Genomic DNA, 20,159 nt, shown 5'->3' on the forward strand with positions numbered 1-20,159 from the left:
GGGCGTCCTTATATTCCTAGCGGGGCGCGGGTGTGATGCGGTGTACGCACTTTTTATTTGCGAACCGTTCGCAGAAAGGAGTAGGCTGGCAGAAGCCCTATCCCTTACTCCGTACCAAAGGACAGCGCCATGCGAAAGATTTTCCCCACCGTCTCACTGCTTGCCGTATCGGCGCTGGCCCTCTCTGCCTGCGGGTCAAGCGGGACGAGCGCGTCCTCGTCCTCAACCGACGGAACCCTGCAGGTCGTCACCACCACCGACGTCTATGCCGATGTGGTGGCAGCAGTCGGCGGCGATAAAGTAGAGGTCACTCCGCTCATCGCCTCAACCGCTGTGGACCCCCACTCCTACGAAGCCACCAGCCAGGACCGCCTGACCGTAAAAGACGCTGACCTGGTTGTCGTCAACGGCGGCGGCTACGACACCTTCCTCACCGAAATGGCCGACACCGATAACCCCGACCAGATCGTGGTGAACGCGGTAGAACTCTCGGGCCTCTTTAGCGCCGACGACCTGGCCCACATGGCAGAAGAGCACAGCACCACCGGTGAAGACCACTCTGACCACGTGCACTCCTACAACGAGCACGTCTGGTACGACCTGGACACCATGAAGAAGGTAGCTGATCAGGTGGCAGCCGACCTGGCTGAGCTCGACCCCGCCAACGCTGACGCCTACACTAGCGCAGCTGCCACCTTCTCCACCGATGCTGACCAGCTACTTGACCGTCTCAAGGCTATCGACACCGAAGAGCGTACCTACCTGGCGACCGAGCCGGTCTCGGGCTACATGCTGGAGGACGCCGGCTTCACCGACTCCACCCCGGCAGATTTGATCGCAGCGGTCGATAGCGAAAGCGACATCGCCCCCCTGACCCTGCAGGAAGCCAAAGACGCCCTCACCGGCGGCAGCATCGACCTGCTGGCCTTCAACGAGCAGACCCAGACCGCCCAGACCACCGAAATCTATACCTTCGCTCAGGAAGCCGGAGTTGCCAGTGTCTCCTTCACCGAGACCCTGCCCGAGAACACCGGCTACGTGGACTGGATGACCCAGAACATCGACAACCTAGAAAAGGCAGTAGCATAAAGCCTATGGCTCACTCTTCTACCCAGCTCGCCCCCGCCCTTACGGTGACCGGGGGCGGGCTTTCCTTTGGCCACCGTACCCTGTGGCAGGACCTCAACCTCACCGTTGAACAGGGCGAATATTTTGCCGTCCTGGGCCCCAACGGCTCGGGCAAATCGACCTTTATCAAGGTCATCTTGGGTCTGACCCAGCTGAGCGCTGGCAAAATTTCGGTTCTGGGTGCCCCCGCCCGTTTGGGGAACCCCGGCGTCGGCTACATCCCCCAGCAGAAGGCGATTGGCACCGAGATGCCCCTGCGGGCCCGCGATTTTGTGGGACTGGGGGTGGACGGCCACCGCTGGGGCTTCCGCGTGAAGAACCGGGCCTACCGGGAGAAGGTTGATTCCCTGCTCGATGCGGTCGGTGCCAGCGACTACGCCAATGTGCCGGTGGGGCTTCTATCGGGCGGCGAGCAGCAGCGCCTGCGTATCGCCCAGGCCCTTGCCAATGACCCCAAGATTATCCTGGCAGATGAGGCCCTGCTTTCTTTGGATCTCAACCACCAGTACGCGGTCTCTGACCTGATTCACCGCTACAACCGGGAGCACGGGGCTACGGTTGTTTTCGTGACCCACGAGATCAACCCCATTATCGATCATGTAGACCGCCTGCTCTACCTCGCGGGAGGACGCTTCACCGTGGGGTCGGTAGAGCATGTCATGCGGAGTGAGGTGCTTACCGACCTCTACCAGACTCCGGTATCGGTGATACAGACCAACGGCCGCTACGTGGTGGTGGGCGGCGAGCACGGGGAGCACCACTGCGCCCTGGAAACCGACCACCCCCAGCTACTTGCACCCGTGAAAGGGGTAGATAACCGATGACTTTTGCGGACTTTATGGGCAAGGTCTTTGTCTTTGACCGCTACGGTGAGCTGGTGGCCCTGCTGAGCCAGTCCATTATCGCCGGGGCTATCTTGGGTGTTATCGGTGGCTTTGTAGGGCTCTTTGTGATGCTCCGCCGTCACGCTTTTGCGGTGCACGCCATCGCCGAGATGTCTTTTGCCGGAGCTGCCCTCTTCCTACTCCTGGGCTATAACGTGGTCACCGGTTCCCTGGTGGGCTCCATTATCTCTGCCCTCTTGATTGCCCTGATGGGCGCCCGGGCCCACGAAAACGATTCTATTATCGGTGCACTGATGCCCTTTGGGCTGGGGCTGGGAATCCTCTTCCTCTCCCTCTACTCGGGCAGGGCAGCTAACAAATTCTCGCTGCTGACCGGTCAGATTGTTTCAGTTGACTCTGCCCAACTGACCTCTATGGTTATCGGCGGGGTAGTGATTATTGCGGCCCTGGCTATCATGTGGCGGCCGCTCATGTTCGCCTCGCTTGACCCGGTGGTTGCCTCAGCCAAGGGGGTGCCGCTGAAGGCCCTTTCCATTGCTTTCATGATTGTGCTGGGTATTGCCACAGCCCTGTCGGTGCAGGTGGTGGGCTCCCTGCTGGTTCTGGCCCTGCTGATTACCCCGGCAGCGGCAGCCCTGCAAATCACAGCCTCGCCCCTGCGCGCTCTAATTCTTTCAGTGCTCTTTGCAGAAACAGCCATGGTGGGCGGTATTCTTCTGGCTCTGGCAGGCTCCCTGCCTATCAGCCCCTACGTGACCACCCTGTCTTTCCTCATCTTCGTGGTCTGCCGCCTGGTACGAGCCGTCCGTCAGCGCTACTCAGCATCGGGGCGCGTCCGCTCATCTGAAGCCGCAGCAGCACCTAGCCCTGCTGGTGGGCAGAGCAGTTAGAGCAGACCCCGGTAATCTCAATGACGTGCTTGACCTCGGTGTAGCCGTTCTTTGCCGCAATCGCCAGGGCTAGCTCTTCAAGCTCGGGAATCTCAAATTCCCGGGCAGCCCCACAGATACGGCAGAGCAGGTGATGGTGGTGGTGCTCGGAGTCGCAGCGGCGGTAGATAGCTTCGCCGTCCTCGGTCTTGAGGGCCTCTACCTCACCGGTGCCCACCATGGACTGCAAGAGACGGTAGGTGGTTGCCAGCGACACCTTATCGCCGCGCGAGAGCATGAGCTGGTGCAGGTCTTGAGCAGAAATAAAGTCTTCGAGGGTTTCGAGGGTTGCGGTGACTGCCCGGCGCTGTTTAGTGTTGCGGATTTCGGTGGGCTTGCTGGCTGACGACGCTGAGTTGGTGTTCACGGGTCATTCCCTCGTCTAAAATCGGTCTCTCTCTGTGCCTACTGTACACCAGGTTCCCCGGGGCAGAAACGGCCCTCGCGCGGGGCGAAAAACAACGTTTTCACGTAACAGCGTATGTGTTCAGCAGAAAGAAACCGTCAGCTCCAACTAGTCTGACTGTGGTGGGAGCTACTAGGGTGGTAGGTATGAAACTTACGAAATACACCCACTCCTGCGTCAGGCTCGAAAAGGACGGCGCCGTGCTGGTGCTCGACCCCGGCAACTTCTCCGAGGTCGAGCAGGCACTGGATGGGGCCCACCATATTCTGGTCACCCACGAGCACCCCGATCACTTCGACGAGGGCAAGGTGGTTGCTTTTCTGCGAGAAAACCCGCAGGCCACCATTCACGCCCCCGCCGCAGTGGTCGATGCTGTGCTGGCGGCCCTGCCCGAGGCTCTTGCAAAGTCGGTGGAAGCTGATGGGGAGCTGACTCTCTCGTCCTTCTCTATCAAAACCTTCGGTGGCAACCACGCTGTCATCCACCCCCTGCTGCCGGTGATTGATAACGTGGGCTACCTGATTGACGATAACCTCTTCCACCCAGGGGATTCTTTTGTGGTGCCCCACGGCATTGAGGTGGGCACTCTGCTGGTGCCGATTCACGCTCCCTGGAACAAGATCCAGGAGGTCATTGACTTCATTATCGCTGTGCGTGCCCCGCGGGCCTTCCAGATTCATGATTCACTGCTTGCTGAAAACGGTCGAAACATGATTGTTGGCCATGCAACCAACTTTGGTCAGAAGTACGGCACCACCTTTGAGTACCTGGCCCCCGGCCAGTCTGTAGAGATTTAGGAGTAAGCCCCATGAGCACTGTTTTTACCAAGATTATTAACCGCGAGCTGCCCGGCCGTTTTATCTGGGAGGACGAGCAGGTAGTTGCCTTCTTGACTATTGAGCCCTTCCAGTATGGCCATACTCTGGTGGTTCCCAAGGCTGAGATTGACCACTGGGTTGACCTGCCCGAGGAGCTCTCTGCCCATCTCTTTGACGTGGCTCAGAAGGTATCGAAGGGCCTGATGAAGGCTTTTGAGCCCACCCGTGTGGGCATGATTATTGCCGGTTTTGATGTGCCCCATACCCATATTCATGTGTGGCCCGCTGTTGACCAGAGCGAGTTCACTTTCGAGCAGGCTAACCGTAACCCCGATGCAGCTGCCATGGATGAGGCTGCTGAAAAGCTGAGGGCAGCCCTGACCGAACTGGGCTACGGCGACTCGGTAGCTTCCTAGCCCTCCGCCAGGTAGGTACCATCTACATCAGAAAAACCCACCAACTAGGTGGGTTTTTCTGATTTAGATGGTCTTTTCTGGTGTAGTGGCTGAGTGTCTGGGGCGTAGGGGCCGACGGCCTAAAAATAAGTAAAGTATGTTTGACATAGCCTCGTACCTGTATGTAAAGTTTATTTCACATCAACTGTAAAGCAACCTTTACATAAGGAGATGGCATGAGCATCGATAAGACCCAAAGCACCTGGGGCCGTTCTCGCTTCGGTGGTAGCCAAGCAACCCTGATACTTGTCAGTATTCTGGGTGCAACTGCACTGGCCCAGCTGCTGGCCTGGGGTATTATCGCCCTTCAGCCTGAGCAAGTCACCTGGTGGTGGGTGCCGGTTGCCTCGTTAGCTTTTATTCCGGTGTTAGCCGCCACCTTTTGGGTAGTTTTGGTCGACCGAAACACCATTAAAGGAGCCACCCGCAACCCAGAATCCAGCATCGAAAACCACTGGTACGGGAAGGCAGCGGAAACTACCTTTCACCTCATGATTGCAGCGATGGGGCTGGGTGCCGGGGTCTTCGCTATCTTCGACTGGCAGGTATCGCCGGCCCTTCTGCTGACCTCCGTCACCGTACTTGCCATGCTGGTCTTCCTTGTGAGCTACCAGGTCTACAAGCGTAAGGATGCATAGCCTGTGCAGAACCAGCTCAAAGAACTACGTGCTGAGCGGGGCTACTCTCAGCAGCAGCTCGCCGACGTGCTCGGAGTGTCACGCCAGACCGTCATCTCAATTGAGAAAGGACGTTTTGACCCGTCCCTGCCCCTGGCCTTCCAGCTTGCTGAAGTTTTCGGTTGCCGGATCGAGGATATTTTCTTCCCCGATGCTCCCGAGAACAACTAGAAGAGAGAAATGACCAGGAAAATCGGAAAAACCCACCAACTAGGTGGGTTTTTCTGATTTAGATGGTACCTAGGGCAAGGACGGGCGGGCCTAGGCGTTCTTGATGGCCTCCATAGCCTCACGCAGGGCCTTAGCCACCCGCTTCTCGCTGACGGTGTAGGCGGTGCCGAGTTCCTGGGCGAAGAAGCTCACGCGCAGTTCCTCAATCATCCAGCCGACCTGCTCCAGCTCGGGAGTCGGCACCGTACCCCCTGGCAGGGACTGCACGGCCTTATCGTAGGCATCCTCAAGTTCCTGCACGATCAGCATGAGCTGGTTATCCCGGTTGACGTTGGGCCCCAGCTTCTCAATACGCTTGGAGATCGCCTTGAGGTAGCGGGGTAGGTGGTGCAGCTGAACCGCACCGGTTTCGGTCACAAACCCCGGGTAGACTAGGTTCTCCAGCTGGCTCTTCATGTCGCTCATGGCGTGAACGACTGCAAGCGAGGTGGACTTCTTAATGAGCTTCTGAACCTTAGCCGTTTCCGACAGCATATCGGCAACCAGCTTGGTCATCACGAAGACCGTGTCAATGAGCTCAGCCCGCACGCTATTGAACAGGGCAGTGTACTCCGCCCTGGTAAAAGGTGGGGTAGCGGGTACCAGCTGGTCGATAGCGGCTACCGTACAGTCACTAATGAGCGCGTCAATTGACCCGTGGGGGTTCTGCGTAAAGACCAGTTTTTCGCGGTTGTTCAGGTGCTCCGAGACGTAGCGCTCGGGCGATGGAGTATTGAGTTTGAGCAGGCGAATCACGCCCCCGCGCTGGGCTCGGGTAGCTTCAGCTTCGGTGGGGAAGATCCGCACAGCAACGGACGCCCCCTCATCCACCAGGGCCGGGTAGCCTGCTACCGTCTGGGTAGCAATGACGCGCTCGACCTTCCGGGGTAGATCCTGATCCGGCCAGTCGGTTAGACCCGAGACCTCCCGCACGGCTTTACTGCCCGGCGCCTGTTCCGGGGCGGACGCCTGTACCCCCTTGGCACCTGCACCCCGGCTCCCAGCCGCGCTGGCAGCTGCAGAGGGTGCAGAGCCGCCGCGGGCGTCCTGATCCTTCTTACTACCAGCGGCCATGGCCGCCATCTTCCCCATGGTCTCGGGGCTTGCGCCCAGAGAAGCTGCCAGGGCAGAGCGAATCTCGGCGTGCAAAAGACCCTGGAGTTCCACTAGATCCTTGCCCTCGCCCAGAATCTTATTCTGGTGGTTGCGCACCTGGAAGGTGAAGCGCAGGTGCTCGGGTACCGCATCCCAGTTGAACTCGGCCGGGTCGACCACGTGCCCGCGCAGGCGGCGCAGCACCAGAGCCAGGGCTTCGGTGAGAGAGTCAGTAGCGGGGGAGTAGTCGGCGTTGAGTTTCTCAACGGCCTGGCGGGCAACGTCCGGTGCAGGAACAAAATTCTTGCGAATCTGCTTGGGCAGGGACTTAATCAGGGCCGTCACCAGTTCCTCCCGCAGACCCGGAATCAGCCACTCAAAAGGAGCCGGTTCAAGCTGCCCTAAGAAGAGCACCGGAATCTGCACCGCGATGCCGTCCGTCTGTGTCTGAGACGAGCGCACCCCACCGATCTGCACGCTGGGGGCGTACTCGTAGCGCAGATCAAGGGCCAGCTCCCCGCCGGAGGTGCGAGCCGTCCAGGTGCGGGGGAAGAGGGACTCGTCGTAGTCAGCGGCCTCTTCGTCAATCAGGTTTTCGGGGGTGAAATCCAGCAGGTGCTCATTGATCCGGCGTTCCTCCTTCCACCAGCGGTCAAAGTGGCGCTCAGAGACAACGTGTTCGGGTATGCGGGCGTTATAGAAGTCGAAGAGGACAGCGTCATCGACTCGTAGGTCGCGGCGGCGCAGACGAGCCTCAAGCTCCTCAACCTCAGCCAGAGCCTTCTGGTTGCGGGCAAAGAAGCGGTGGCGGGTCTGCCAATCGCCCTCTACCAGGGCAGACTGAATGAAAATCTCGCGGGCAGCTACCGGGTCAACCCGCCAGTACTGGATGCGGCGGTCGGCAATGACGGGTAGACCAAAGAGGGTGACCTTCTCGTGGGCTAGCACCGACCCCTGACGGGCAGACCAGTGCGGGTCAGAATAAGAGTGCTTGAGCAGGGGCCCAGCTAACTCTTCCACCCACTCGGGCTCAATCTGCGCGTTCACGCGCGCCCACAGGCGGGATGTCTCTACCAGCTCAGCAGATACCAGCCAGACCGGGTTCTTCTTAAAGAGGGCAGAGCCGGGGAAAATCGCGAAGCGGGTACCGCGCGCCCCCCGATACTCGTGGCGGTTCTGCTCATCCTGCATACCGATATGGGACAGCAGACCTGAGAGCAACGACTTGTGTACCTCGGTCTCGCTGGCAGCCGGATCAATATCGCGCCCGCCCTCAACCGTAATACCGGCCGACCGGCCAATCTCCCGCAGCTGGGCAAAGAGATCCTGCCACTCTCGGATTCGCAGGAAGTTCAGGTACTCCCGGTGGCACATCTTGCGGAACTGGCTCGACGACAGCTCTGCCTGCTTCTCGTTGATGTACTGCCACAGCAGCAGATAGGAGGTGAAGTCCGACTTCTCATCCTTATAGCGGGCGTGCAGGGAGTCTGCCTCACCCCGGTGCTCGGCCGGGCGTTCGCGGGGGTCCTGAATGGTCAGGGCAGCCGCCAGCACCATAATTTCCTTGGCAACACCCCGCTTGGAACCCTCCACAATCATGCGGGCTAGGCGGGGGTCAACGGGAAGGGCCGCCATGGCGCGCCCGGCGGCAGTGAGCGGTGAGGACGGACGCCGCCCCCCTCTACCGCGTGCCCCGCGCGTATCGCGGGGGAGGGCGTCCGCCCCATCACGGCCGGGGGTAGCAAGAGCTCCTAGCTCGCGTAGCAGGTTGACGCCGTCGTTGATGGCGCGGGTTTCGGGCGGCTGAACGAAGGGGAACTTCTCAATATCGGCGGGGGACTTGACCACGCCGATTGCGGTCATCTGCAGAATGACCGCGGCCAGGTTGGTGCGGAGAATCTCGGGGTCGGTGAACTCGGCCCGGGCCTGGAAGTCCTCTTCGGAGTAGAGACGGATAGCGATACCGTCAGAGACACGGCCACAACGGCCCGAACGCTGATTGGCTGAGGCCTGCGAAATACGCTCGATGGGCAGGCGCTGCACCTTGGTCCGCGCGGAGTAGCGCGAGATACGGGCGGTGCCGGTATCGATCACGTACTTGATGCCGGGCACGGTCAGGGAGGTTTCAGCCACGTTGGTTGCCAGCACGATGCGGGGCCGGCCACCGGGTTTGAAAACCCTGTGCTGCTCGGCCATCGACAGGCGGGCGTAGAGGGGTAGTACCTCGTAGTCGGCCAGGCGGCGGGTGGATCGCACCATATCCTCGATAGCGTCGGCGGCGTCGCGGATCTCGCGCTCGCCCGAGAAGAAAATCAGAATGTCGCCGGGGGCCTCTTCGGAAAGCTCCCGGATGGCATCAAGTACGCCCTCAATCGGGTCACGGTCGTCGTCCTCGAGGCCGTCACCGGCGTCCGCCTCGTCTTCCCCGCCGTCGCCGGTGCGGGGTTCGCTCAAGGGGCGGTAGCGGATTTCGACCGGGTAGGTACGGCCGGAGACCTCAATGATGGGCGGGGCGTCATCGGGCAGGGTTGCCTCGGCGATTTCTTTTTCTTCGGGGCTGAGGCTGTCATCGACGATGCCGACACCGGGCACAAAGCTGGGGGAGAAGTGGCGGGCAAAACGCTCAGGGTCGATGGTGGCTGAGGTAATGACGATTTTTAGGTCGGGGCGCTGCGGCATAATGCGCTTGAGATAGCCCAGAATGAAGTCAATGTTGAGGGAACGCTCGTGGGCCTCATCAATGATGATGGCCGAGTACTGGCGCAGTAGCCGGTCGTTCTGAATTTCGGCCAGCAGAATACCGTCGGTCATGAGCTTGATAGCGGAGCCTTCGCCCACCTCTGAGGTGAAGCGCACCTGGTAGCCCACCGTTTCGCCGATTGTCTGCCCCAGTTCTTCGGCGATGCGTTCAGCCACCGACCGGGCAGCCAGACGGCGGGGCTGGGTATGGCCAATCATGCCCTTTTCCGCTAGACCCAGTTCAAGGAGCATTTTGGGGAGCTGGGTGGTCTTACCCGAGCCGGTTTCACCCGCGACGATGGTGACCTGGTTGTCGCGAATGGCTGCCATGATGTCGTCCCGGCGGGCAGAGACGGGCAGAGCCTCGGGATAGGTGATTTTTTCGGGAATCAGCGGGGTGTAGGGGCGGCGCTGGTTCGCTTTCTTCCCGCCCTGCTTGCCCCGGGGGGCTGCGCTGCGGCCGCGACGCTGGGAGCGGGCGGGTGCGTCCGCCCCCTCACGAGATCCGGAAGCCTGCTTCTCCCTGCCACCGCGTTTTCCGGCGGTCTGGGGTTCGGTGGGCTCGGATGCGCGGACGCCCGCGCCGTGCATAGCAGCGGCGATAGCGGAAAGGGGCTGGGCGGGAGTGCGGGAAGAATCTGAACTAGACATACTGCCCTCTATTTTAGGGCAGAGCCGGTGCGAACGGTCAGGTTTCACTGGGCGCGTGAAGACTATCGACTATAGTCGATAAAAATATCAAAAAAAGAAGTTTATCGACTATAGTCGATAAACTTTCGGTTCGTTGGTGTGATAAATGGGTTTAAGCCAGCCTACCTATTGAGCTATAACGTCTCGCGTTATAGCCTGGAGCTATGATTCAATCTTTCGCAGATCGAAACACGGAGAAGCTAGCCCAGCGCCAGCGGGTTCCCGTTTTTGACACGCGCATTGAACGAGTTGCTCTAAGGAAACTGAGATTATTGGATGCCGCTACATCACTCAATGACTTGAGAGTGCCCCCGGGTAACCGTCTGGAAGCCCTCAAAGGTGATAGGGCTGGGCAACATAGTATAAGAATTAATGATCAATGGAGAATCTGTTTTACCTGGACTCATGCAGGGCCCGAAGGAGTTGAAATCGTTGATTACCATTAGTTTGCCTCCGGTACACCCCGGGGAGGTTCTCCTCGAAGATTTTATGGAACCCCTTAGCGTGAGCCAGAACCAGGTTGCCCGGGCCATAGGAGTCTCACCGCGTCGGATTAACGACATTGTGCATGGTAGGCGAGCAGTAACAGCTGATACTGCGGCCCGGCTGTCTCGTTATTTTGGCACGAGCGCTGAGTTTTGGCTCAATCTACAGGCCCGGTATGAGCTAGATATGCTTGAAGAAACAAAGGCTGAGACTTTGGCAGCTATCGTTCCATTGAACGCTGCCTAGAGACGGGGACACCCCGTCCTCCTGCCCTGGGGCAGGGGAGCGGGGCGCGGGCGTCCTGACAGAAAATTTAGAGGCTGGCAGCGACGGGGAGAACGAGCTCCATCATGTCGGTGAAAGCGGTCTGGCGCTGCTCGGCGGTGGTCTCAACCCCCTTGAAGAGGTGGTCCGAGACAGTGAAAACAGAGAGAGCCTGTACACCGGCGGCGGCAGCCACAGCGTAGATACCGGCGGTTTCCATCTCAACAGCCAGCACACCCATCTCAGCCCACTTAGCGGCGTCGGAGAAGTCAGAGCGGTAGAAAACGTCAGAAGACAGCACATTACCCACGTTGAGGGTCTTGCCCTGGGCTTCGGCCTCCTTGGCCACAGCCGACAGCAGGGGCCAGGACGCGGTGGGGGCAAAGGTGCCGGGGAGCTTGTAGTGGTGCATGAAGTTAGAATCAGTCGAAGCTGCTGAAGCCACAACCAGGTCGAAAAGGTCAAGGCCCTCAGCCATGCCACCGCAGGTGCCGATACGGATCAGGTTCTTCACGCCAAAGGTGTGAATCAGCTCGTGGGCGTAGAGGCTGGCCGAAGGGATACCCATGCCGGTACCCATGACCGAAATGCGCTGGCCCTTGTAGTCGCCGGTGAAGCCGAACATGTTGCGTACAGTGTTGAACTGTACGACGTTCTCAAGGTAGGTATCGGCAATGAACTTGGCGCGCAGGGGGTCGCCGGGCAGCAGGATGGTTTCGGCAATTTCAGCGCCGTTCGGAGCAATGTGCGGGGTATTGACGGCTTCTGCCATGTCACTCTCATTTCTGGTGCGAAAGGGTGGGGTTTTCCCCCTAGTCTACCCGGCGTCATATAAGCAACCCTACTTAGTAATTTGGTAGTCTGGGAGGGAACGCCGAAAGGAGTATTCAATGACGAAAGCACTCTATCTCACCCTGGTCGCGGCTTTTGGTGCCTCAATTAGCGGCGTCATCGGTCTGTTGCGGGCCTTCGTGCTCCCAGAGCAAGAACTGACGCCCTATCTTATCGGTGTGACGATTGGGGCAGTTGCCCTGACTTTGATGAGCCTGGCTGCCCTGCGCTTCCCCGGCCCCGACCTTCACCTGATCTACCGTCGGCAGTTTACGGCTCGCCCCACTGGTGCCTTCCTGCTGGGCGCGGTGTTCGGGCTAGGAATAGGCCTGCCCCGCATCGACCCGCAGGACTTTATCTTCGATGCTATCTTCTCTATCATTTTTGCCCTGGTTATCGGAGTGATAGCAGCAGTCTGGGTTGCCTTCCGTCGGCCTGCTCCTGATCTAAACTAGGCACATGGAGCTACGCTACTGGGCGCTCACCGACGCCCCTGACCTTTACTCGATTTATCGCACATCCTCAGGCCTGGAGCGGCAGATGCCAGCCCTCACCAGCGAAGAGGACGCCCGGAACCTCATCGAAACCAGCTACCTACCGGCTGAAAACCGGGCTATTTTCTGCCTCAGCGACGAGGGGCGGCCCGCAGGGCTCGTCGGCCTAAACTTTACGGCCCGCAGTGACACCGGAGCCTGGGATAGGGCCTGGGTCTACTACTGGCTAGCTGACCCCTACCGCGGGCGGGGCTACACAAAAGCGGCTCTCACGGCGGTGTGCGCCTGGGCCCTGGGCGAGCCCGACCCCGCACCAACCCTACCTACTCTCGATACCGGCCTGCTGGCGTCCTTACCCTCACCCCGCCTCCGCCGCCTGGAACTGGGCTACCGGGCCAACAACCCCGCGAGCGGAGCCGTTGCCGCCGCAGCCGGGTTCCAGATTGAAGGGATTGAGCAGGAGAAGTTCCTCTACGCCGGGCAGACCTACGACGCGGTGATAGCTGCTAGGCTCCGCAAGGACGGACGCGCCACGGCCAGCCTGCGCCGCCAGGAGGCAGTTTCCCGCCCCGGCTTCCACCACGTTGAACTCTGGATCGAATCCCTGGCAACAGCCCTACCATCCTGGGCCTGGCTCACCCAGCAACTAGGGTGGACGCCCTATCAGGAGTGGCCCGGTGGAATCTCCTGGCAGGCTCATGATGGCTCCTACCTCGTCCTTGAAGAATCCCCCGATACCACCGGCCCCCATAACCGTACCCATGCTGGGCTCAACCACGTGGCCTTCACAGTGCCGTCCGCGGCCTTGCTCGATAAGCTCCGTAGCGAGGCTACCAGCCACGGCTGGAGTGAACTCTTCGCAGACCGATACCCGCATGCAGGCGGCCCCGACCACTACGCCCTCTACCTCGAAAATAAGCAGGGGTTTGAAGTGGAACTCGTTGCCCCAAACTAACCCGCACTTAGTCTGAAAACCCCGCAACTAGTTGCGGGTAAAACAGAATAAATGCGGGGAAGAAGGCGGACGCCGGGCACAAATAGAAAAGACCTGCCAGCGCTTCGCGCATTCTGGCTCCGCTTGTTTTAGCCGGCTAAAAGGCCCCACTGGGGCCTTTCTTCACGCCGGGCACAAAAAGAGAAGGTATGCCAGCGCTTCGCGCATTCTGGCATACCTTCTCTTTTTGTGCCCTCGAAAGGATTCGAACCTTCGACACCCAGCTCCGGAAACTGGTGCTCTATCCACTGAGCTACGAGGGCAACACTGAACCTTCACAATAGATAGTGAAACTCAGACCTGATTACTCTATCAGAAACCCCGCCCCACAACACAAACCGATTACAGTAGGAACAAAGACCAGCGCACCGAAGGGCTGAATCAATGACCACACTCACCGGCAACTACGCGGGAACCAACCACCCCTCCCAGACCTTTGACTTCTACCCGCCCAGTGCGCCCACCGGTGAACATCACCCCGTGCCCCTGCTCATTTACGTCCACGGCGGAGCCTGGCGATTCGGCGATAAATCCTCCTTCCTCTTAGCCGATAACGGTTTACACCGCGTCCGCGAACGCTTCGCCCACGCCGGCTACGCCACAGCCTCCATCAACTACCGCCTCAGCCACGAAGCCCTCTTCCCCGCCCAAATCAACGACCTCAAAACAGCCATCCGCTACTTCAAAACCAGGGCCGAAGACTTCGGAATCGACCCCAACCGTATCGTCCTCGCAGGCGGATCGGCGGGCGGGCACCTGGTCCAGCTAGCCGCCGCCACCGGCCACCTGAACGAGCCCTACCTCGAAGGCCTCTCAGCCAGTGCGCTCACTGCCCGCACCATCGCAGGTGAGTCGGATTCGTCCGTCCGCTGTGCCGTCTCAATCTACGGGGTCAGCGACCTGCGCACCATCTTCGATGACCGCGTGGCCTGGGGCTTCCCCTACGACCACCCCGAGGACGACGGCGCCGAATGGCGGCTACTCGGCTCCACCTACCCCGCCCCGACAGGCACCCCAGCAGAGATCAACTGGGCCAAAGCCCACCCCATCGACTACATACAAGAAGCCCAGAGAACCGGCGACCGAACCCACGCCCCGGTCTACTACATCCACGGCACCGCAGACACCTGCGTACCGCCCAATCAGTCCGTCGAGGCCCACCGTGCCCTCTCAGCCGCCGGAATCGCCACCGAACTCACCCTCATCGGGGGAGCAGAGCACTCCGACCCGGCCATCTACGCCAGTGAGAGCACCTGGGAACATATCATTCGCTGGGTAGGTGAACAGCTCACCCTGTAGACTTGACCCTATGACTCCCGAAGAACTCTCAAGTGCAATTGACGGCGCGCTGACCGCAGCGTTCGAAGCCGGCGAACTGACCCTGACCGACGGCGAAACCGCCCCCTCTGTGCGCGTAGAGCGCCCCAAGAACCGCGACCACGGCGACTGGGCCACCAACATCGCCCTGCAGATTTCTAAAAAGGTGGGGAAGAACCCCCGCGAGGTAGCCCAGATCCTGGCTGCCCGAATCACCGAGATTGCCGGTGTGGCAAGCGTCGATATCGCTGGCCCCGGCTTCCTCAACATCACCCTGGACGCCGCCGCGGCGGGTGAGCTGGCCAAGACCATCGTTGAGCAGGGCTCAGCTTTTGGTACTAATGAAACCCTGGCCGGTCAGACCATCAACCTGGAGTTCGTCTCCGCTAACCCCACCGGCCCCATCCACCTGGGCGGTACCCGCTGGGCCGCTGTGGGTGACTCCCTGGCCCGTATCTTCATCTCCCAGGGTGCCAAGGTCGTGCGTGAGTACTACTTCAACGACCACGGCAACCAGATTGACCGTTTTGCTCGCTCCCTGCTGGCCCGCGCCAAGGGTGAGGAGGCTCCCGAGGACGGCTACGGTGGCGAGTACATCACCGATATCGCCAACCGGGTGCTTGAAGTTCGCCCCGACGCCCTTGACGCCGAAGATCCCCAGGAAGTTTTCCGCGCTACCGGTGTTGAATTCATGTTCGAGGACATCAAGGCCTCCCTGCACGACTTCCACGTCGATTTTGACGTCTACTTCCACGAGAACTCCCTCTTTGAAAACGGCAAGGTAGACGAGCTGCTTGAGAAGCTCAAGGAATCCGAGAACCTCTACTTTAAGGACGGCGCCTGGTGGCTCAAGTCCACCGACTTCGGCGACGATAAGGACCGCGTGGTCATCAAGTCTGACGGCAACGCCGCCTACATCGCCGGTGATATCGCCTACTTCCAGGACAAGACCAAGCGCGAAGAGAACCCCGCTGACCTGGCAATCTACATGCTGGGTGCTGACCACCACGGCTATGTAGCCCGCCTCAAGGCCGCTGCCGCTGCCCTGGGCGATGACCCCAACATGGTTGAGGTCATGATCGGCCAGATGGTTAACCTGGTCAAGGACGGTACGCCCGTGCGTATGTCCAAGCGCGCCGGTACCGTTGTGACCCTGGAAGACCTGGTTGAAATCGTGGGCGTGGATGCAGCCCGCTACTCCCTGACCCGTTACTCGGTAGACTCCAACATCGATATCGACCTGGATCTGCTGACCAAGCAGTCCAACGAGAACCCGGTCTTCTACGTGCAGTACGCCCACGCCCGCACCTGCGCTATCGCCCGCAACGCTGAGGCAGCCGGCGTCACCACCGACTCCGTCGATACCGCCCTGCTGAACTCAGAGGCAGACTCAGCCCTGCTGGCTGCCCTGGGCCAGTTCGCCGGTGCCGTCAAAGAAGCCGCTGACTTCCGTGAGCCCCACCGCGTGGCCCGCTACCTGGAAACCCTGGCCGGTGCCTACCACCGCTGGTACGGTGTCTCCCACGTTGCCCCCAAGGGCGATGAAGAGGTCACCGACCTGCACCGCACCCGCCTGCTGCTGAACAACGCTACCCGCCAGGTATTGGCCAACGGCTTAGGGCTGCTGGGTGTAAGCGCACCGGAGAAGATGTAAATGGGCGCAGAAGCCGCACTGTTCAAGCCCGACTGGCTGAGCTACCCGTCCGCCCCGGCCGACCTTGACCCGGTGATTTGGATGCCCTCCTTCACCCGCTCCAAGACCGGCGAACTTGAGGTAGACGGCATCCCCGTCAGCCGCCTGGTCGCTGACTTCGGAACCCCCGAATACGTCTTTTCTGAGACCACCTTCCGCGCCCGCGCCGCTGAGTTCCGGTCAGCCTTTGAGACCGCTTTTGAGAAGCACGGGGCTGAGGTCTCGGTCTACTACGCCGGTAAGTCCTTCCTGGCAACCTCTGTTGCCAAGTGGGCTGAGGAAGAAGGGCTGTGCCTCGATACCGCCAGCGGCGGGGAGCTGGCTATTGCTATGCGCGCCGGAGTTCCCGGACAGAAAATCGCCCTGCACGGTAACAACAAGTCGGCTGATGAAATCGCCCGCGCCCTGCGCTACGGGGTAGGACGCCTGGTGGCCGACTCGGTGCCCGAGGTGCAGCTCATTGCCCGGGTAGCAGCCGAGCTCGGTCTGGTCGCTCCGGTCATGTTGCGCGTGACCCCGGGCGTCCACGCCTCAACCCACGACTTCATTGCCACCGCCCACGAGGACCAGAAGTTTGGCCAGTCCCTGGCAGCCGGTACAGCACCCCTGGCCGGCCTGTCACTTGAAGAACTGGCCGAACTGGGTATCACGGCGGATGATGCCTACGCCACCGTGGCTGCCGCTCTGGCCCTGGCCAGTGAGCACATTGACCTGCGCGGTTTGCACTGCCATATCGGCTCCCAGATTTTTGAGGCCGAGGGCTTCGGTAAGGCCGCTGAGAAGGTGCTGACCTACATGCAGCAGCTCAACGAGCGCTTTGGCGTGGTGCTGCCCGAGATTGACCTGGGTGGCGGCTACGGTATCGGCTACACCGAGCAGGACACCCCGCGCGGTTCAGCCGATATCGCCACCGAGCTGGCCGACATGGTCTCTAAGACCTGCGCCAACGTGGGTATGGCCATTCCCCACCTCTCCTTTGAGCCGGGCCGCTCCATCTCGGGCCCCTCGGGTATCACCCTCTACACGGCCGGTACCATCAAGGACGTGGCGATTGAGGACGAGAACGGGGACACCCGCGTGCGCCGCTACGTCTCGGTCGACGGTGGCATGAGCGATAACCCCCGCCCGGTGCTTTATGAGTCCGACTACGCCGTAACCCTGGCTAACCGGGCTCCGGCAGGGGAGCAGATTCTCTCCCGCGTGGTGGGTAAGCACTGCGAATCCGGCGATATTGTGATTCGCTACTGCTACCTGCCGGCTGACCTGGCAGCGGGAGACATTCTGGCTGTTCCGGCCACCGGTGCCTACAACCACGTTATGGCCTCGAACTACAACTACCTGACCCGCCCGCCGGTCATCGCTACGGCGGAGGGCAAGGAACCGCGCGCTATTATCCGCCGCGAAACTGAAGAAGACATGCTGGCCCGAGACCTGGGTCTAGTTTAGGTTTCTTTACCAGGACGCCGCCTGCCAGCTGCCCTGCCTGCGGGCAGGGAGCGGTGAGGCGGCGTCCTGCCATCAACCACTCCGTGAGAAAATAAAGTTCATACTCTGGGTTATGCTGTCTTACCCGCTAGCATGGTGAGCGTACCCCTGAACCTATTTCCCATCTACGTCAGGAGACGCTCTTGGGCAACACCACCATCAAAGTAGCGCTACTGGGCGCCGGTAACGTCGGCTCGCAGGTAGCCCGCATGCTCACCGAAGACGCCGAGTCCCTGCAAGACCGCATTGGTGCGCCGGTTGAGCTCATCGGTATTGCCGTGCGCGATACCTCAGCCAAGCGCCACTATGAGGCTGCGCCCGAGCTCTACACCACCGATGCCGAGGCGCTGATTGACGCTGCCGATGTGGTCATTGAACTGACCGGCGGTATCGAGCCTGCCCGCACCCGCATCCTGCGTGCTCTGAACGCCGGCAAGTCGGTGGTATCGGGTAACAAAGCCTTGCTGGCTAAGCACGGTGTAGAACTGGCTGCTGCCGCAGCTAAGAGCGGAGCCCAGCTCTCCTATGAGGCTGCGGTTGCTGGTGCTATCCCCATCCTGCGCCCCCTGCGCGACTCTCTGGCCGGTGACCAGATTACCCGCGTGCTGGGCATCATGAACGGCACCACCAACTATATCCTGGACCAGATGGACACCACCGGCGCCCAGTTCACCGACGCCCTGGCCGAGGCTCAGCGCCTGGGCTACGCCGAAGCTGACCCCACCGCCGATATCGAGGGCCACGACGCCGCCTCGAAGGCCGCAATCGTTGCCTCCCTGGCCTTCCACTCTGACTTCACCATCGACGACGTTCACTGCGAGGGCATTACCTCCATCACCGCCGACGATGTGGCGGCAGCCGCTGCCGACGGCTACGTTATCAAGCTCCTTGCGGTCTGCGAAAAGGACGGCGAGGGCATCAACATTCGTGTGAATCCCACCCTGGTGCCCCGCACCCACCCGCTGGCGTCCGTCCACGGTGCTTTCAACGCTGTCTTCGTGCAGGCTGAAAACGCCGGTGAGCTCATGTTCTACGGCCCCGGCGCAGGCGGCGCCCCCACCGCCTCTGCGGTACTGGGTGACTTCGTTTCCCTGGCCCGCCGCCTGGTGCTCGGTGGCCCGGGTATCCCCGAGTCCTCCTTTGCCCAGCTGGCTGCCACCCCCATGAACGACGTTGTCTCCCGCTACTCTGTGGGTATCGTTGTGGAAGACAAGCTGGGTGTTCTGGCCAACATCGCCCGTATCTTTGCCGAGCACGGAGTCTCTATCGAGACCATGCGCCAGGCTAAGGGCACCGGCGACGGCACCAGCGCCTCCATCCGTATCGTCACCCACCGCGCCACCGACGCTAACCTGCGCAAGACCATGGCCGTGGTGGACGCCCTCGATACCGTCCGCGACATCACCTCCGTTATCCGTGTAGAAGGCTAAACACCGATTCTTATGTCACTTCCCATGATCGACGGCTCAGACGAGCCCTTCGTCCAGCCCGATGTAATCCCCGTTGGCGCGCGCGTGACCGTCAAGGTCCCGGCCTCTTCAGCCAATCTCGGCCCCGGCTATGACTCTCTCGGTCTGGCCCTGGCCCACTATGATGACCTGACGGTCACCCGCGTGCCCGGGGTGGGGGAGTTGACCTTCGATCTCACCGGTGAGGGGGCGAGCGAGGTTCCGCAGGACGCCAGCCACCTGGTGGTCAAGGCCATGGCGACTGCCTGGAAGGCCGTGGGGCTCTTCGAACTGCCCTCCCTGCATATTCAGGCCCATAACCGCATCCCGCATTCTCGCGGTATGGGGTCATCCGCTTCAGCCATCGTGGCCGGCGTGACTGCAGCGAACGGCCTGCTCCCCGCTGAACTTCAGCTTGATGACGAGGCTGTACTGCAGATTTGTTCGGGCATGGAAGGCCACCCCGATAACGTGGCCCCCTCCCTCTACGGCCATGTGGTGATTTCCTACGGGGACGACTCGGGCTGGCACTCCCTGCCCGTACCGGCCCACGAGAACGTACTGCCGGTCATCGCAATTCCTGACTACGAGGTGCCGACCAAGGTAGCCCGCGGCCTCATTCCCGAGACCGTTCCCCACAGGGAAGCCGCCGCCAACTCCGGCCGTGCGGCCCTGCTGACCCAGGCACTGGCGTCCTACCCCGACTACCTGCTGCCCGCAACCAGCGACCTACTGCACCAGTCCTACCGCGCCGTTGCCATGAAGCCCTCAGCGGCCCTGGTCAAGTACCTGCGCGGCAAGGGCTTTGCCGCGGTGATCTCGGGGGCAGGCCCCACCGTCATGGCCCTGGCTAACGGGGCGGACGAACGCGCCCGAGTTCGCGAAGCTATTGAGGCCTTCGCCACCGAAAGCGAGCCTAATCAGCACGAGAGTCGGGCTGTAAGCTGGCGGGTGCTCGATATCGATATCGATACTAAAGGTGTTATGCTTACTTATGAGGAAACCGCCTAGCGCGCTCCAGCACTAATTGTGCCCGGGCTCGCCTGTGTTGGCCTCATCCCACGGTTTGGCAGGTCTGTAGAAGCCTCAGCAGGTTCAACCGTTCATTTACGTCTTTCACTGAAATAGTGGTGGCGTTCCCTTGCCGGGTATCCC

At 60.7% G+C, this 20,159-nt stretch carries 19 protein-coding genes and 1 tRNA gene; 16 read left to right on the plus strand and 4 right to left on the minus strand.

Going from position 1 to position 20,159, the window contains the following annotated elements:
- The first annotated feature begins 129 nt into the window (after positions 1-129).
- From ACEE43_RS01250 to ACEE43_RS01260, 3 genes are read left to right on the plus strand one after another with little or no spacing between them, the layout of a single operon-like run.
- Positions 130-1,089, plus strand: a complete 960-nt coding sequence (locus tag ACEE43_RS01250) for a metal ABC transporter solute-binding protein, Zn/Mn family (protein ID WP_449107968.1) — start codon at positions 130-132, stop codon at positions 1,087-1,089.
- 5 nt (positions 1,090-1,094) lie between these two features.
- On the plus strand, positions 1,095-1,952 hold the full coding sequence (locus ACEE43_RS01255; protein WP_449107969.1) for a metal ABC transporter ATP-binding protein: 858 nt from the start codon (positions 1,095-1,097) through the stop codon (positions 1,950-1,952).
- Entirely contained in the window at positions 1,949-2,863 is a 915-nt protein-coding gene (locus ACEE43_RS01260; RefSeq protein ID WP_237199486.1) for a metal ABC transporter permease, read from the plus strand. The genes ACEE43_RS01255 and ACEE43_RS01260 overlap by 4 nt, the downstream gene beginning before the upstream one ends.
- Here the strand turns inward: ACEE43_RS01260 and ACEE43_RS01265 are convergent.
- On the minus strand, positions 2,835-3,269 hold the full coding sequence (locus ACEE43_RS01265) for a Fur family transcriptional regulator (RefSeq protein ID WP_237185843.1): 435 nt from the start codon (positions 3,267-3,269) through the stop codon (positions 2,835-2,837). The two genes, ACEE43_RS01260 and ACEE43_RS01265, sit on opposite strands and share 29 nt — an antisense overlap.
- A 185-nt stretch (positions 3,270-3,454) precedes the next feature.
- Here ACEE43_RS01265 and ACEE43_RS01270 point away from each other — a divergent pair, with 185 nt between their 5' ends.
- The 4 genes from ACEE43_RS01270 (at position 3,455) to ACEE43_RS01285 (ending at position 5,429) form a co-directional block, all read left to right on the plus strand.
- On the plus strand, positions 3,455-4,105 hold the full coding sequence (locus tag ACEE43_RS01270) for an MBL fold metallo-hydrolase (RefSeq protein ID WP_449107970.1): 651 nt from the start codon (positions 3,455-3,457) through the stop codon (positions 4,103-4,105).
- A gap of 11 nt (positions 4,106-4,116) precedes the next feature.
- Positions 4,117-4,542: an HIT family protein gene (locus ACEE43_RS01275; RefSeq protein WP_431463873.1), complete on the plus strand. Its 426-nt coding sequence runs from the start codon at positions 4,117-4,119 to the stop codon at positions 4,540-4,542.
- A 215-nt stretch (positions 4,543-4,757) separates the two neighbouring features.
- A complete protein-coding gene (locus ACEE43_RS01280) occupies positions 4,758-5,219 on the plus strand; it encodes a hypothetical protein (RefSeq protein ID WP_449107971.1) in 462 nt (153 codons plus the stop codon).
- Positions 5,220-5,222: 3 nt separating this feature from the next.
- Entirely contained in the window at positions 5,223-5,429 is a 207-nt protein-coding gene (locus ACEE43_RS01285) for a helix-turn-helix transcriptional regulator (protein ID WP_237206337.1), read from the plus strand.
- Between the two features lie 90 nt (positions 5,430-5,519).
- On the opposite strand, the gene hrpA is transcribed toward ACEE43_RS01285, so the two are convergent.
- The gene (gene hrpA, locus ACEE43_RS01290; protein WP_449107972.1) at positions 5,520-9,953 is read right to left on the minus strand and encodes an ATP-dependent RNA helicase HrpA; all 4,434 of its coding nucleotides are present in this window, start codon (positions 9,951-9,953) and stop codon (positions 5,520-5,522) included.
- 203 nt (positions 9,954-10,156) lie between these two features.
- On the opposite strand from hrpA, the gene ACEE43_RS01295 reads away from it, so the two are divergent.
- Positions 10,157-10,438, plus strand: a complete 282-nt coding sequence (locus ACEE43_RS01295; protein WP_237185849.1) for a type II toxin-antitoxin system RelE/ParE family toxin — start codon at positions 10,157-10,159, stop codon at positions 10,436-10,438.
- Complete coding sequence (locus tag ACEE43_RS01300; RefSeq protein WP_449107973.1) at positions 10,398-10,724, plus strand: HigA family addiction module antitoxin; 327 nt, start codon at positions 10,398-10,400, stop codon at positions 10,722-10,724. The genes ACEE43_RS01295 and ACEE43_RS01300 overlap by 41 nt, the downstream gene beginning before the upstream one ends.
- A 67-nt stretch (positions 10,725-10,791) precedes the next feature.
- Here the strand turns inward: ACEE43_RS01300 and deoD are convergent, their stop codons facing one another.
- The gene (gene deoD, locus ACEE43_RS01305; protein ID WP_449107974.1) at positions 10,792-11,514 is read right to left on the minus strand and encodes a purine-nucleoside phosphorylase; all 723 of its coding nucleotides are present in this window, start codon (positions 11,512-11,514) and stop codon (positions 10,792-10,794) included.
- 118 nt (positions 11,515-11,632) lie between these two features.
- Between deoD and ACEE43_RS01310 the strand changes: the two genes are divergently transcribed.
- Positions 11,633-12,028 carry a hypothetical protein gene (locus ACEE43_RS01310; RefSeq protein ID WP_449107975.1) on the plus strand — a complete coding sequence of 132 codons (396 nt, stop codon included), beginning with the start codon at positions 11,633-11,635 and terminating at the stop codon, positions 12,026-12,028.
- A gap of 4 nt (positions 12,029-12,032) precedes the next feature.
- Complete coding sequence (locus ACEE43_RS01315) at positions 12,033-13,022, plus strand: GNAT family N-acetyltransferase (RefSeq protein WP_449107976.1); 990 nt, start codon at positions 12,033-12,035, stop codon at positions 13,020-13,022.
- A 229-nt stretch (positions 13,023-13,251) separates the two neighbouring features.
- Here the strand turns inward: ACEE43_RS01315 and ACEE43_RS01320 are convergent.
- Positions 13,252-13,324, minus strand: a tRNA-Arg gene (locus ACEE43_RS01320).
- Positions 13,325-13,445: 121 nt separating this feature from the next.
- On the opposite strand from ACEE43_RS01320, the gene ACEE43_RS01325 reads away from it, so the two are divergent.
- The 5 genes from ACEE43_RS01325 (at position 13,446) to thrB (ending at position 20,015) form a co-directional block, all read left to right on the plus strand.
- Positions 13,446-14,360: an alpha/beta hydrolase fold domain-containing protein gene (locus tag ACEE43_RS01325; protein WP_449107977.1), complete on the plus strand. Its 915-nt coding sequence runs from the start codon at positions 13,446-13,448 to the stop codon at positions 14,358-14,360.
- A gap of 10 nt (positions 14,361-14,370) precedes the next feature.
- Positions 14,371-16,032, plus strand: a complete 1,662-nt coding sequence (gene argS, locus ACEE43_RS01330; protein ID WP_449107978.1) for an arginine--tRNA ligase — start codon at positions 14,371-14,373, stop codon at positions 16,030-16,032.
- On the plus strand, positions 16,033-17,517 hold the full coding sequence (locus tag ACEE43_RS01335; RefSeq protein ID WP_449107979.1) for a diaminopimelate decarboxylase family protein: 1,485 nt from the start codon (positions 16,033-16,035) through the stop codon (positions 17,515-17,517).
- Positions 17,518-17,699: 182 nt separating this feature from the next.
- Positions 17,700-18,986, plus strand: a complete 1,287-nt coding sequence (locus ACEE43_RS01340) for a homoserine dehydrogenase (protein WP_449107980.1) — start codon at positions 17,700-17,702, stop codon at positions 18,984-18,986.
- Between the two features lie 12 nt (positions 18,987-18,998).
- Positions 18,999-20,015 (plus strand): homoserine kinase, encoded by a 1,017-nt coding sequence (gene thrB / locus ACEE43_RS01345; protein ID WP_449107981.1) that lies wholly within the window; start codon positions 18,999-19,001, stop codon positions 20,013-20,015.
- Positions 20,016-20,159: the final 144 nt, after the last annotated feature.

This window comes from Rothia sp. 11254D007BW (assembly GCF_053548195.1).